This window comes from Rhizobium changzhiense (assembly GCF_013087625.1).
Taxonomy (GTDB): domain Bacteria; phylum Pseudomonadota; class Alphaproteobacteria; order Rhizobiales; family Rhizobiaceae; genus Rhizobium; species Rhizobium sophorae.
The window spans coordinates 216023-230540 of the sequence record NZ_JABFCQ010000004.1; the positions used below are offsets into that span (position 1 = coordinate 216023).

Here is a 14518-nt window from a genome sequence, read left to right on the forward strand (position 1 = left end):
GGTAACTGGCTCATGTCCTTTCTCACACTGACCAACATTCAGAAATCCTTCGGCCCGGTGCAGGTCGTCAAGAACTTCAACATGACGATCGAAAAGGGTGAGTTCATCTCCTTTCTCGGCCCGTCGGGCTGCGGCAAGACGACCGTCCTGCGCATGATCGCCGGCTTCGAAACGCCGACCGGCGGCACGCTGACCATCAATGGCAAAGATCAGAGCTCGCTGAAGCCGAACCAGCGCAATATCGGCATGGTCTTCCAGGCCTACGCGCTGTTCCCCAATATGACCGTGCACGACAATGTCGCCTTCGGCCTCAAGGTCGCCGGCGCCCCGAAGACTGAGATCGACGCCCGCGTCAAGGAAATGCTTGGCCTGATCAAGCTCGATCATCTGGCCGACCGCTTCCCCTATCAACTGTCGGGCGGCCAGCAGCAGCGTGTCGCCCTTGCCCGCGCGCTTGCCGTCAAGCCGCAGGTGCTGCTGCTCGACGAACCGCTCTCCGCACTCGACGCCAAGATCCGCGTATCGCTGCGCGAGGAAATCCGCCAGATCCAGCAGCAGCTCGGCATCACCACGGTCTTCGTCACCCATGATCAGGAAGAGGCCCTGTCAATCTCCGACCGCATCGTCGTCATGAATGCCGGCAAGGCCGACCAGATCGGTTCGCCCTTCGAGATCTACAACACGCCGGCGACGCGCTTCGTCGCCTCCTTCGTCGGCACGCTGAACCTGATCGAAGCCAAGGTCGTGGATCCCGACAGCAACCTCATCCAAATCGGCGATCAGAATATCACGCTGAAGCAGTCGGTCGCCGCTCACAAGGCTGGCGAAACCATCTCGCTGGCGCTGCGTCCGGAAGCCGGCTCCCTCTCCGACAACGTCAAAAGCGATACGGCGCTAACCGGCCAGGTCGTCTCGGCTCACTTCCTGGGTTCTGTCATCCGCACCCGTATGAATGTCGGCGGCAACGTCATCTCCTTCGACATGTTCAACAGCCCGGGCATCACCCCGCCGCAGGCCGGCGAAACGGTGACGCTGCGCTTCATGGCAGCCGACCTGCTGATCATCCGCGACTGATTTCGCCGATACCGTTCACGCAAAAGGCGCCGCGAAACGGCGCCTTCTCCATTTCAGGCCGGCCGACACGTCAGCAAACGTGATGCAGCCATCACCACAAAGCACTTGAACTCTCTCGACGCGATGCCAGAAGGTGAGCAAACCAAACCTGCCAGGCAGACGTCCGCCAGCATTTACGCGATTGGATATGTCAATGATTACCTGCCACCTGCGTTATATGATCGATCCGTACAAGCTTGCCGAATTCGAGGAATATGCCCGGCTCTGGATTCCGATCGTCAATAGGATGGGCGGCATCCATCACGGTTATTTCCTGCCATCCGAAGGCGCCAACAACATTGCCGTTGCCTTGTTTTCCTTCCCGAGCCTTGCCGCCTACGAGGACTATCGCACGCGCATGGCGAGCGATCCGGAATGTCAGGCCGCTTTCGAACTCGACAAACGCAACCGCAGTATCGTCAGCTATGAACGTAGCTTCATGCGGCCCGTGCTCGGCTGATCGAACTCTTGCACGTCGACGGGAAGTGAAAAGCCCCGCAACACGGGGCTTTTTCGTTCTATCATGCGCTCAGCGGATCGCCTGGTCGTCTACATCGAAACGATGCACGTGCCCCTGGTCCGGCGTCGCATAGACGATCTCGTCCGGCTCATACTGGTGCTCGCCGAAAAGACGCGCGGTCAGCAGGCCGCACTGATCGGATTCCAGATAGATGATCGTGTCGGCGCCGAGATGCTCGACATGGACGACCTTCGCAGCCCAAGTCCCGTGTTCGCGCGACAGAGTCAAATGTTCGGGACGCACTCCGATCGTCTTGGCGCTGTGATCGCCGACCTTCTCGGCCGCGATGAAATTCATCTGCGGCGAGCCGATGAAACCGGCGACGAAAACATTGGCCGGTCGTTTGTAGAGTTCCATCGGCGAACCGATCTGTTCGATCGCGCCGGCATTCAGCACCACGATCTTGTCGGCAAGCGTCATCGCCTCCACCTGGTCGTGGGTGACATAGATCATCGTTGCCTTCAGGCTCCGGTGCAGCCGGGCGATTTCGAGGCGGGTCTGGACGCGCAGCGCCGCATCGAGGTTCGACAGCGGTTCGTCGAACAGGAAGAGCTCCGGTTCGCGCACGATGGCGCGGCCGATGGCGACGCGCTGGCGCTGGCCGCCGGAGAGCTCTGCCGGCCGCCGCCCCAGATAGGGTTCCAGCGAGAGCATGCCGGATGCTTTGGCGACGCGCTTTTCGATCTCGTCCTTGGCGGTGCCGGCCTGCTTGAGACCGAGCCCCATATTGTCCTTGACCGTCAGATGCGGATAGAGCGCGTAGGACTGGAACACCATGGCGATGCCGCGCTTGGCCGGCGGCGTCAGCGTCTCATCGCGGCCATTGATGACGACGGCGCCTGACGTGACGTCTTCAAGGCCAGCGATGCTGCGCAGCAGCGTCGATTTCCCGCAGCCCGACGGCCCGACGAAGATGACGAATTCGCCGTCCTTGACCTCGAGGTCGATGCCTTTCAGCACCTCATGCGTGCCATAGGTCTTGCGGATGGATTTGAGTTGAAGCGATCCCACGGGTCTTTCCTTATAATCTGACCGGCTGGCCGGTGCGCACGCTCTCGTCGGCGGCAAGGCAGATGCGCAGCGACGCCACCGCATCCGCCATATGGCGATCGAGGTTCAGATCCTCGCGGATCGCCCTCAGCATGAAGGCCTGTTCCAGGTCGCAGAGCGCCTGATGACCGGGCTCACCCGCCATCGTCATGTCCTGGTCAGGCCGGATGAACTTTCCGTCCGGGCCGGTCTCGGCAGTGTGCAGACGGATCACCGAGGTCTTGGTGTGCGTGTCGATATCGTCGGACTTGGCGTTCGGATCCATGACGATCGACACCGCGCCCTTCGGCGACATCACATCCTTCACAAAGAAGGCGGTCTCCGAGATCATCGGTCCCCAGCCCGCCTCGTACCAGCCGACGGAGCCGTCCTCGAACAGCACTTGCAGGTGACCGTAATTATACATGTCGGCGGCGATCTCGTCGGACATGCGCAGCCCCATGCCGCGCACCTCGACGGCTCTCGCGTCGGTGATCTGGCACATGACGTCGACATAATGCACGCCGCAATCAACGATCGGCGAGGTCGTGCGCATCAGCGACTTGTGCGTCGCCCAGGTCGGGCCGCTGGACTGCTGGTTGAGGTTCATGCGGAAGACGTAAGGCGGGCCGAGCTTGCGCGCCTCTTCGATCAGCTTCATCCAGGAAGGGTGATGGCGAAGGATATAACCGATCACCAGCTTGCGCCCCGCCTTCCTGGCCGCCGCGACGACGCGCTCTGCGTCGGCGACGGTGGTTGCCAGCGGCTTTTCCACGAAGACATCGCAGCCGGCCTCGAAGGCGGCGACGGCATAATCGGCATGGCTGTCGGAATAGGTGTTGATCGAGCAGAGGTCCGGCTTCAGCTCGGCCAGCGCCGTCGCGAAGTCGGGATGGATCGTGTAGCCCTGCAGCTCGGCCGCCAGCTCTGGCGTCGAGCGGTTGACGAGACCGACGATCTCGAAGCCGGGATTATTGTGATAGGCGAGCGTATGGCTGCGGCCCATATTGCCGAGGCCGGCAACGAGCACGCGGATCGGTTTTTCGGTCACTTGACGGCTCCTGACGTGATGCCGCGGATCAGCTGCCGCGAGAAGATGACGTAGAGGACGAGGATCGGTAGGATCGCCAGCGACAGCGCCGCCAGCACCGCATTCCAGTTGGTGACGAATTGGCCGATGAAGATCTGCGAGCCGAGCGTGACCGTCTTGGTGGCCTCCGAAGGCGCCAGGATCAGCGGGAACCAGAGATCGTTCCAGATCGGGATCATGGTGAAGACGGCGACCGTCGCCATGGCGGGGCGCACCAGCGGTAGCACCAGGCGGAAGAAGATCGCATATTCGGAAAGCCCGTCGATGCGCCCGGCATTCTTCAGATCGTCCGAAACCGTGCGCATGAATTCCGACAGGATGAAGATCGCCAGCGGTATGCCCTGCGCGGTATAGACGAGGATCAGCGCCGTCAGCGTATTGACGAGGCCGGCCGCCACCATGCCTTGCAAGATCGCCACAGTGCCGAGACGGATGGGGATCATGATGCCGATCGCCATGTAGAGCCCGAGCAGCATATTGCCGCGGAAACGGTATTCGGAAAGCGCAAAGGCCGCCATGGCGCCGAAGAGCAGCACCAGCAGGATCGAGACGATCGTGACGATGAAGCTGTTCTGGAAATAAGTGGCGAAATCGCCCTGTCCCAGCACCGTCTGATAGCCGACGAGGCTGAAGGTCGACGGCGTCGGGATCATCAATGGCTCGCGGAAGATCGAAGCGCGGTCCTTGAACGAGTTGACGATGGTCAGAAACACCGGAAACAGCGCGACCAGCGTATAGGCGCTCAGCGCCAGATGCACGAGGCCGGTGCGGATGGGAGATGTGCGTGCCTTGGACATGCGCGCTCCTCAGAACTGATAGCGACGCATGCGCCGCTGGATGACGAAGAGATAAAGCGAGACGCCGGCGAGGATGATGAGGAACATCACTGTGGCGATCGTCGCCCCCATCGAGCGGTCGCCGAGCTGAAGCTGGAAACCGAAGAAAGTGCGGTAGAGCAGCGTGCCGAGAATGTCTGTCGACATGTCAGGTCCGGCAAGCGCCCCCTGCACGGTGTAGATCAGGTCGAAGGCGTTGAAATTGCCGACGAAGGTCAGGATCGAGATAATGCCGATCGCCGGCAGGATAAGCGGCAGCTTGATCTTCCAGAATTGAGCCCAGCCGGTAATGCCGTCGCATTCGGCCGCCTCGATCACTTCCTCGGGGATGCTCAGAAGGGCCGCATAGATCAGCATCATCGGAATGCCGATATATTGCCAGTTGGAGATCAGCGACACCGCAATCAGCGCCGGGCCGGACTGGCCGAGCCAGGGTGCGAACAGGAATTTCAAGCCGATGAGATCGAGCATCCAGGGCGCCACGCCCCAGATCGGCGAAAGGATGAGCTTCCAGATGAAGCCGACGATGACGAAGGACAGGAGCGTCGGCAGAAACATCGCTGTGCGGTAGAAGGCGACGCCACGCAGCTTCGGCACCGAAAGCAGGGCGGCCAGCGCCACGCCGATCGGGTTCTGCACGCACATGTGGATGGCAAAGAAGATCAGGTTGTTGACAAGGGCATTCCAGAAATCGCGCGCCCAGCGCGCATCGCCGAACAGCACCTTGAAATTCGCCAGTCCGACGAAGGCCGGCTGCCCGTCGACCGTATTGTAGAGCGACAACCGGAGCGTTTCGATGAGCGGCAGCACCATGACTGCGGAATAGACGATCAGGGCCGGCAGCATGAAGACGAAAATGTGCCAGCGCACCGGGCGCTTGATCGGGACGATATCAGCCGCGTTGTCGGTTTCGCTCATGGCTTTTGCCTGTTCTTGTCGACTGGCCGCATGGCGCAGCTCAGGTGGAAAACGTTGCGCCTCACCCTAACTCTCTGCCACCTGGGAAGAGAGGGAACACGCCCTGCTGAGATGCCATATCGGGCTGGGAGGTCGCTGCGAGTCTCCTTCTCCCCGCAAGCGGGGAGAAGGTGGTCGGCAGGCCGGATGAGGGGCAGCAGACGCCGCCCCTCGATCACATCACTTGGCCGGCTTGTACCAGCTGTCGAGGCCCTTCTGGAGCTTCTCGGCAGCAACCGCCGGCGTATCCGTGCCGTTGATGACGTTGGCCGATTCGACCCAGGTCTCGTTTTCGAGGTTCGGGGTGCCGCGCGACAGGATCTGGTAGGTCGAGCGCACCGTCGACTTGTACGGGCCGCGCCAGGAAACGAATTCTTGAGCGAGCGAATCGGACATTTTGACCGGGGTGGAGTTCAGGCTGAAGAAGCCTGGCAACGAGTTGGCGTAGATATCGGCGAACTCCGGCGAAGCGACCCAGCTGAGGAACTTCTTGGCTTCCTCGGCATGCGTGCTCTTTGCGTTCAGGGCAACACCGATGTCCGGATGGTCGGAGATGTAGCCCGTGTCGCCAGCCTTCGGAACCGGCGGCGGGAAGGCGCCCATCTTGAACTGAGCCTGGGTATTGAACAGAGCGATTTCCCACGAACCGGCCGGATAGATGGCGGCGCGACCGAGCGTGAAGAGGTTCTGGCTGTCGGAGTAGGTTTGCGCTTCGAATCCGTCGCCGAGATAAGGCTTCCACTTGGCGAGCTCTTCGAAGGGCTTGACCCATTCGGGGTCGGTCAGCTTCTGCTTGCCGGCGATCAGGGCCTCGCGGCCCTCTTCACCCTTCCAGTAATTCGGGCCGATGTTCTGGTAGCCCATGGTGGCGGCTTCCCAGAGGTCCTTCGTGCCCATGGCGAGCGGAATATAGGTGCCGTCGGCCTTGATCTTGTCGAGCGCTGCGTAGAACTCGTCCTGCGTCTTCGGCACGGCTATGCCAAGCTTGTCGAAGGCATCCTTGTTGTAGATGAAACCGTGGATGACCGAAGCCATGGGCACGCAGAAGGTGGACTTGCCGTCGTCGGTCGTCCAGGCGGCCTTGGCGACGGGCGAAAAGTTCTCCATGCCCGGCAGGCTGGTGAGATCGACGAGCTGCTTCTTGTTGAAAAGTTCGAGCGAGGCGTCGAACGGACGGCAGGTGATGATATCGCCTGCGGAGCCGGCATCGAGCTTGGCGTTCAGCGAGGCATTGTATTCGGTCGGCGCGGTCGGCGAGAAGACGATCTTGATGCCCGGGTTCTTCGCTTCGAAGGCCGGGATGATCTTTTCCTGCCAGATCTGCAGGTCGTCGTTACGCCAGCTTTCGACCGTCAGCGTGACGTCGGCGGCATGGACGAGACCCGCTGAACTCAGCAGACTGGAGGCAAGCAGCAGGCTTTTCAGAGCAGTGTTTTTCATTTCCCTCTCCTGTTTTAAAGCGCCTGAAGGCGCCGATCTCGATCTGAAACAAGCAATTGGGGTGCCTGAGGCAACACCCAACGCCCCTTGGAGGGCCGCCAGCGACTGCCGGCCCCGAAAGCTCGATGGACGCAAAGGCGAATCGCCTGCGGCCGGACTGTGCGCCTTGCCGGTGACCTGCACCGGACGCGCCGAAATGATGGGAAAGCCGATAGATGCCTGAATTCCAACGCCGGCCCGACAGGCCGGTGGCATTCTGGCAATCATTCCCGAAGCGGTTCCGGCTTTGGCTTTATTGCCGGTTTCGTGGGCTTCGAAACGCTGTTCCCTTTTGTCGAATTAAGGCCAAAAAAATACCAATTGTCCAGCCGAATTTAACTTTTGGGCTGTCAAAAATTCATTAAAAAATTTTATCAAGTAAAATCAATACGATAAAAAGATGAATTTTCTCAACCATTCCCACTTGGTAAATGGTATTTTTTTGGTATTGTATTCAAAACAAGTGGGAACGGCGTATTCGGAGGTCCGATGACGGAGCTTGCAATCGGCATAGATGGCGGCGGAACGAGCTGCCGGGCCGCGGTCGCGGACAGAAACGGCAATATCGTCGGCCGTGGCAAATCAGGCCCGGCCAACATCCTGTCCGATCTGGAGAACTCTCTTCTCAATATCGTCGAATCCGCCCGGCAGGCGCTGCGCGATGCCGGAATTGCCACTGAAACAATCTCCTCTGTTGTATCAGTCGTCGGTGTCGCCGGCGCCAATGTCACGGATTACGGCCAGCGAATCGAAAAGGCCCTGCCCTTTGCCGAAGGCCGCGTCGTCACTGATGCGCTGATCGCCCTGCAGGGCGCGCTCGGCGATGCTGATGGCATCGTCGGCGCCTTCGGCACCGGCTCGGTCTATAATGCCCGCAGGGATGGCCGGCTGAACGGCATCGGCGGCTGGGGCTTCGTCGTCGGCGATCAGGCAAGCGGCGCCCGCCTCGGCCGCGACCTCCTGGAGCGATCGTTGCTTGCCCATGATGGCGTGCGCCCAGCATCGTCGATTACCGACGCGGTCATGACCGAATATGGCAATGATCCCGAGCGCATCGTCGAATTCGCGCATTCGGCAAGACCGACGGATTTTGCCCGTTATGCGCCTGTTGTCTTCGCACATGCCGCCAAGGGCGATGTCGTTGCCGCCGGCATCGTCACCGATGCGGCAACGGCGATCGGCGAAAGCCTTGAAGCGCTGCTCTGGTCCGAATGCCCGTCGATCTGCCTGCTCGGGGGCCTTGCGGGAGCCTACGAGCCCTGGCTTTCCGAACGCTACAGGTCACGGCTTACCAAGCCGAAGGGGGATGCCCTGCAGGGTGCGGTGGAACTGGCGGTCAAGCTTCTGAACGATCCGCAGAGAGGTGCGGCATGACCGACGACCTCGCGACCATCCTGTCCCTGGAGCGCCTGCAGGCGGCCGGCACCGGCCCACTCTACGTCAAGCTGCGCCGCACGCTCGAAGAGGCGGTGCGCACCGGCACGCTCGGCCATGGCGACGCGCTGCCGCCGGAGCGCGACATCGCCGAACTTGCCGCCGTCAGCCGGGTCACCGTGCGCAAGGCGATCGACGAACTCGTCGCCGACGGCCTATTGGTGCGCCGCCACGGCTCGGGCACCTTCGTCGCCAAGCCGGTCTCCAAGGTCGAGCAGCGCCTGTCGCAGCTCACCTCCTTCACCGAGGACATGGCGCGCCGCGGCATGTCCTCGCGCTCCGAATGGCTGCATAAGGGCATCCACACTCCCTCGCCCGACGAGATGATGATCCTCGGCCTCGCCGCTGACGTAAAGGTTTCGCGCCTCTCCCGCCTGCGCATCGCCGACGACCAGCCGCTGGCGATCGAGAATGCCAGCGTCTCCGGCGAATTTCTGCCGGATCCCTCCGCCGTCACCAATTCGCTCTATGCCGAACTCGAACGCCGCCAGGTCCGCCCGGTGCGCGCAGTGCAGCGCATCTCGGCGACCAATATGAAGGAAGCCGACGCCCAGCTTCTCGGCGTCTCCGTCGGCGCCGCCGGCCTGTCGATCGAGCGCATCTCCTATCTCGGCTCCGGCCGCGCCGTGGAATTCACCCGCTCGCTCTATCGCGGCGACGCCTATGATTTCGTCGCGGAGCTGACGATCGCGGTGACTTGACCGCAAAGCCGACATCACCGATTCAACAGAAAAATCTTCTTGATTTTCAAAAGCATGAAGCCGGAAAGTGAATCACTTTCCGGCTTCCTCGTTTCTTGAATCACTTTATCAGCGGACGACGCCAAACGGCTGGTTACGCCGCATCCTCGATCTCGGTTTCCGCCTTCCGCGGCACGTAGTTCAGCACCGGCCCGAGCCAGCGCTCGACTTCGGAGACCTCCATGCCCTTGCGGGTCGCATAGTCTTCCACCTGATCACGCTCCACCTTGGCAACGCCGAAATAGTAGGAGTCGGGATGGCCGATATAGAGGCCGGATACCGAGGAGCCTGGCCACATCGCATAGCTCTCCGTCAGCTTCACGCCGGCCGCTTTTTCAGCATCGAGCAGCTTGAAGAGGGTTGCTTTTTCCGTGTGATCGGGCTGGGCGGGATAGCCGGGCGCCGGACGGATGCCGGCATAGGCTTCGGTGATGAGGTCCTCCTTGCTGAGGGTCTCGTCCCTGGCATAGCCCCAGTATTCGCGTCGCACCTGCTCGTGCATACGCTCGGCAAAAGCTTCGGCGAAGCGGTCGGCCAGCGCCTTGACGAGGATCGAGGAATAATCGTCGTTCGCCCGCTCGAAACGCTCAGCGATGGCGATTTCCTCGATACCTGCCGTCACCACGAAGCCGCCGACAAAGTCCTGAACACCGCTTGAAACCGGCGCCACAAAATCGGAGAGCGCCACATTCGGCCGCCCGTCCCGCTTGGAAAGCTGCTGGCGCAGCGTGTAGAAGGTGGCGAGTTCTTGGCTGCGGCTCTCGTCGGTGAACAGCCGGATGTCGTCGCCGACAGCACCGGCCGGCCAGAAGCCGATGACGGCGCGCGGGCGGAACCACTTCTCGTCGACGATCTTCTTGAGCATGGCCTGCGCATCGGCCCAGAGCGCACGCGCCGCCACGCCCTGCTTCTCGTCTTCGAGGATGGCCGGGTAGCGGCCGCGCAGTTCCCAGGTCTGGAAGAACGGCGTCCAATCGATGTATTTGGCAAGCTCGGCCAGATCGTAATCCTCGAACACCCGCGTGCCGAAGAATTGCGGCTTCACCGGCTGGTGGGCGGACCAGTCGATCTTGTGGGCATTCTCACGAGCCCGGGGCAACGGCAGGCGCACCTTCTCGGCCTCGCTGCGCGCATGGGCGGCCGCCACCTTGGCATATTCGGCTCTTATATCGTCGACATAGCCTTGGCGTGTCTCCGGCGAGAGCAGCGCCGAGACGACGCCGACGGCGCGGCTGGCATCGGTCACATAGATCGTCTGGCCTTTGTTATAACCCGGATGGATCTTCACGGCCGTATGCACGCGGCTGGTCGTCGCCCCGCCGATCAACAGCGGGATCTCGAAGCCCTGGCGTTCCATCTCGGCGGCGACATGCACCATCTCGTCGAGCGACGGCGTGATCAGGCCGGAGAGGCCGATGACATCGACCTTCTCGGCAATCGCCGTCTCGAGGATCTTCGTCGCCGGCACCATGACGCCGAGGTCGACGATCTCGTAATTGTTGCAGGCAAGCACGACGCCGACGATGTTCTTGCCGATATCGTGCACGTCGCCCTTGACCGTCGCCATCAGGATCTTGCCGGCCGATCGACGCTCTTCGCCGCCGTTGAGGCGCTTTTCCTCTTCCATGTAGGGCAGGAGCACGGCCACCGCCTGCTTCATCACGCGCGCCGACTTGACCACCTGTGGCAGGAACATCTTGCCCGAACCGAACAGATCGCCGACAACGTTCATGCCGGCCATCAGCGGCCCTTCGATGACGTGCAGCGGCCGGGCGGCCTGCAGGCGCGCTTCTTCGGTATCGGCCTCGATATATTCGGTGATGCCGTTGACCAGCGCATGCTCGAGACGCTTCTCGACGCTCCATTCGCGCCAGGAAAGATCCTGGACCCGGCCTTCGCGTGCGGCGCCGCCACGGAATCTTTCCGCCACTTCGAGCAGCCGCTCGGTGCCGTCGGGGCGACGGTTCAGCACCACGTCCTCGCAGGCCTCACGCAGCTCGGGATCGATATTGTCGTAGACGGCAAGCTGGCCGGCATTGACGATGCCCATGTCCATGCCCGCCTGGATGGCGTGGTAGAGGAACACGGCGTGCATCGCCTCGCGCACCGGCTCGTTGCCGCGGAACGAGAATGACAGGTTCGAGACGCCGCCCGAAATATGCACCAGCGGCATGCGCTCACGGATCGTCCGCGTCGCCTCGATGAAGTCGACGCCGTAATTATTGTGTTCTTCGATGCCGGTCGCGACCGCGAAGATATTCGGATCGAAGATAATATCCTCGGGCGGGTAGCCGATCTTTTCGGTCAGCAGCTTGTAGGCGCGCGTGCAGATTTCCACCTTGCGCTCATAGCTGTCCGCCTGCCCCGTCTCGTCGAAGGCCATGACGACGACGGCGGCACCATAATTATGCAGCAGCCGCGCCTGGGCGAGGAAATTCTCTTCGCCTTCCTTCAGCGAGATCGAGTTGACGATCGGCTTGCCCTGAACGCGCTTCAGGCCGGATTCGATGATCGAGAACTTCGACGAGTCGATCATCACAGGCACACGGGCGATGTCGGGCTCGGCGGCGATCAGGTTGAGGAACTCGACCATCGCCTTTTCGGAATCGATCAGACCTTCGTCCATGTTGATGTCGATCACCTGCGCGCCGTTCTCGACCTGGTCGCGGGCGACATCGAGCGCTGCGGTGAAATCGGCATTGGTGATCAGCTTGCGGAAGCGGGCCGAGCCGGTGACGTTGGTGCGCTCGCCGACATTGACGAAGGGAATGTCCTTGGTCAGCTCGAAGGGTTCGAGACCCGACAGCGACATGAAGGGGCGATGCTCGGGGATCGGCCGTGGCTTGTACTTGGCGACGGTCTCGGCGATCGCCTTGATATGCTCGGGCGTCGAGCCGCAGCAGCCGCCAACGATGTTGACGAGGCCCTCGCGGGCGAAGCCGTCGATCTGCGCCGCCATCAGCTCCGGCGTTTCGTCATACTGGCCGAACTCGTTCGGCAGGCCGGCATTTGGATAGGCGCAGATGAAGGTGTCGGCAACACCCGAAAGCTCCTGCAGGTGCGGGCGCATCGCATTGGCGCCAAGCGCGCAGTTGAGCCCGATCGTGAAGGGATTGGCATGGCGCACCGAGTTCCAGAAGGCCGACGGCGTCTGGCCGGACAGCGTGCGGCCGGAAAGGTCGGTTATCGTGCCCGAGATCATCACAGGCAGGCGCACGCCCTTGGCCTCGAAGCGCTCCTCGCAGGCGAAGATTGCAGCCTTGGCGTTCAGCGTGTCGAAGATCGTCTCGATGAGGATGATGTCGGCGCCGCCGTCGATCAGCCCGTCGATCTGCTCGCCATAAGCGGAACGCAGATCGTCGAATGTCACGGCGCGGAAACCGGGATTGTTGACATCGGGGGAGATCGACGCGGTGCGGTTGGTCGGTCCGATGGCGCCGGCGACGAAGCGGCGGCGGCCATCCTCACGCTCGGCGCGCTGTGCTGCCCGGCGCACGATCTCGGCACCTTCCTTGTTGAGGTCGTAGACCGCACCTTCCATCTCGTAGTCGGCCTGCGCGATGCGGGTTGAGGAGAAGGTGTTGGTCTCGAGAATATCGGCGCCGGCCTTGGCGTATCTGTAATGGATCTCTTCGATCGCGTCCGGCTGGGTCAGGATCAGAAGGTCGTTATTGCCCTTCTGGTGACAGGCGCAGCCGATGAAGCGCGTTCCGCGAAACTGGTCTTCATCATAGCCGAGCCCTTGGATCTGAGTGCCCATGGCGCCGTCAAGAACGAGGATGCGCTCGCTCGCGGCTTGTCTCAAAGCCGCGAAAACTTCACTGCCGTCACGCTTGCCCGTTTCCGGACCAAAGAGGTTGTCAAACACGGGAGGGCTCCTTGACGTCGTAAGACCAGACTTCCAAATCACATAAAGATATCTTTATGTCAATATATGCCTGTCGATTTCGTGCTTTGCAAATCTCGCCGGATGACAGACTCGCACGACGCCTATATAGGCGTTTACAACGCTTTGTGCACGAAATCGGAGGAGCATCATGGCACCCGCAACCGGCAACGCCGTGCTTGGAAACTGGACGAGCCGCGCCTACCACCGCGACTGGCTGCTTAACCAGGCGAACGGTCTCTTCGATTTTTTCCAGCACAATTCGGTCAACCCCAAGGGCGGCTTCTACGATCTCGACGACGAAGGCGGGCCTCTCGACGCGGAAGGCCAGGTTCGCGGCATCCATATCGCCGCGCGCGCCGTGCATTGCTTCTCGATCGGCGCCCTGCTCGGCCGCCCCGGCGCTGCCGATGTCGTCGACCACGGCATGGACTATATCTGGAACCATCATCGCGACCGGAAAAACGGCGGCTATTTCTGGTCGCTCAACAATGACGGTCCCGTGGATTCCAACAAGCAGGGCTATGGCCATGCTTTCGTGCTGCTAGCCGCCTCATCCGCAAAGACGATCGGTCATCCGCTTGCCGACGGCATGCTCGCCGATATCACCGAGATCCTCAACACGAAATTCTGGGAAGCCAAGCACGGGGCGATTGCCGAGGAGTTCACTGCCGATTGGCAGCCGCTCGATGGCGGCACCTATCGCGGCCAGAACTCCAATATGCACCTGACCGAAGCGCTGATGGCGGCCTTCGAGGCCACCGGCGACAGGGAATATCTGACCAAGGCCGAAAGCATCGCCGACCTCGTCATCCGCCGCGCGGCCGGCTCGGTCGACTGGCGCGTCGCCGAGCATTTCGACGCCGAATGGAAGCTCGACAAGACCTACTATCATCCAAACGAAATGTTCCGCCCGGCCGGCACGACGCCCGGCCATTGGCTGGAATGGGCCCGCCTCATCCTGCAGCTCTGGGTGCTCGGCGGCAAACGGATCGAGTGGATGCCGGATGCGGCCAAGGCGCTGTTTGCCCAATCCATGGCGCTCGGCTGGGACAACGACAAGGGCGGCTTCTTCTACACGCTCGATTGGGACGACAAGCCCGCCAAGCGCAACAAACTCTGGTGGCCAGCCTGCGAAGGTGCGGCTGCTGCACATTTCCTCAACGAGCACCTGCCGAGCGATTTCCATGAGGAAAGCTACCGCAAGATCTGGAACGTGATCGAGCGCGCCTTCATCGACCACAAGAACGGCGGTTGGCACGAGGAGCTTACGGAAGATCTCGTTCCCTCGCACTCGCTGTTCCCCGGCAAGGGCGATATCTACCACGCCCTACAGGCCTGCCTCATCCCGCTCTTCCCGGCCACGGGCAGCCTGACGAAGGGCATCGCCGAGGCCGGCGGCAAGCTCTAAGATTGAGGAGTCCAGCGCCGCGC

11 protein-coding genes are annotated in these 14518 nt (G+C 61.6%); 5 read left to right on the plus strand and 6 right to left on the minus strand.

The window, feature by feature from the left end; translation table 11 throughout:
- Window positions 1-12 precede the first annotated feature (12 nt).
- Together G9X68_RS21180 and G9X68_RS21185 are read left to right on the plus strand one after the other, a co-directional pair.
- Window positions 13-1074, plus strand: a complete 1062-nt coding sequence (locus G9X68_RS21180; protein WP_171604104.1) for an ABC transporter ATP-binding protein — start codon at window positions 13-15, stop codon at window positions 1072-1074.
- A 193-nt stretch (window positions 1075-1267) separates the two neighbouring features.
- On the plus strand, window positions 1268-1573 hold the full coding sequence (locus tag G9X68_RS21185) for an NIPSNAP family protein (protein ID WP_171604105.1): 306 nt from the start codon (window positions 1268-1270) through the stop codon (window positions 1571-1573).
- Window positions 1574-1642: 69 nt separating this feature from the next.
- Here G9X68_RS21185 and G9X68_RS21190 read toward each other — a convergent pair whose 3' ends face one another.
- The 5 genes from G9X68_RS21190 to G9X68_RS21210 all read right to left on the minus strand — a co-directional run bounded on the left by G9X68_RS21190 (window position 1643) and on the right by G9X68_RS21210 (window position 6985).
- Window positions 1643-2644: an ABC transporter ATP-binding protein gene (locus G9X68_RS21190; RefSeq protein WP_171604106.1), complete on the minus strand. Its 1002-nt coding sequence runs from the start codon at window positions 2642-2644 to the stop codon at window positions 1643-1645.
- A 10-nt stretch (window positions 2645-2654) separates the two neighbouring features.
- Entirely contained in the window at window positions 2655-3713 is a 1059-nt protein-coding gene (locus G9X68_RS21195) for a Gfo/Idh/MocA family oxidoreductase (RefSeq protein WP_171604107.1), read from the minus strand.
- Entirely contained in the window at window positions 3710-4549 is an 840-nt protein-coding gene (locus tag G9X68_RS21200) for a carbohydrate ABC transporter permease (protein WP_017961350.1), read from the minus strand. Before G9X68_RS21200 ends, G9X68_RS21195 begins: the two co-directional genes overlap by 4 nt.
- Before the next feature lie 9 nt (window positions 4550-4558).
- Entirely contained in the window at window positions 4559-5506 is a 948-nt protein-coding gene (locus G9X68_RS21205) for a carbohydrate ABC transporter permease (protein WP_171604108.1), read from the minus strand.
- Window positions 5507-5725: 219 nt separating this feature from the next.
- Window positions 5726-6985, minus strand: a complete 1260-nt coding sequence (locus G9X68_RS21210; protein ID WP_171604109.1) for an ABC transporter substrate-binding protein — start codon at window positions 6983-6985, stop codon at window positions 5726-5728.
- A 528-nt stretch (window positions 6986-7513) separates the two neighbouring features.
- On the opposite strand from G9X68_RS21210, the gene G9X68_RS21215 reads away from it, so the two are divergent.
- Both G9X68_RS21215 and G9X68_RS21220 read left to right on the plus strand, forming a co-directional pair.
- Window positions 7514-8398: a glucosamine kinase nucleotide-binding domain-containing protein gene (locus tag G9X68_RS21215; RefSeq protein ID WP_171604110.1), complete on the plus strand. Its 885-nt coding sequence runs from the start codon at window positions 7514-7516 to the stop codon at window positions 8396-8398.
- Window positions 8395-9159, plus strand: coding sequence for a GntR family transcriptional regulator (locus G9X68_RS21220; protein WP_171604111.1), 765 nt, complete (start codon window positions 8395-8397; stop codon window positions 9157-9159). The genes G9X68_RS21215 and G9X68_RS21220 overlap by 4 nt, the downstream gene beginning before the upstream one ends.
- Before the next feature lie 133 nt (window positions 9160-9292).
- Here the strand turns inward: G9X68_RS21220 and metH are convergent, their stop codons facing one another.
- Window positions 9293-13066 (minus strand): methionine synthase, encoded by a 3774-nt coding sequence (gene metH, locus G9X68_RS21225; protein WP_171604112.1) that lies wholly within the window; start codon window positions 13064-13066, stop codon window positions 9293-9295.
- 169 nt (window positions 13067-13235) lie between these two features.
- Between metH and G9X68_RS21230 the strand changes: the two genes are divergently transcribed.
- Window positions 13236-14495 (plus strand): AGE family epimerase/isomerase, encoded by a 1260-nt coding sequence (locus G9X68_RS21230; RefSeq protein WP_171604113.1) that lies wholly within the window; start codon window positions 13236-13238, stop codon window positions 14493-14495.
- Window positions 14496-14518: the final 23 nt, after the last annotated feature.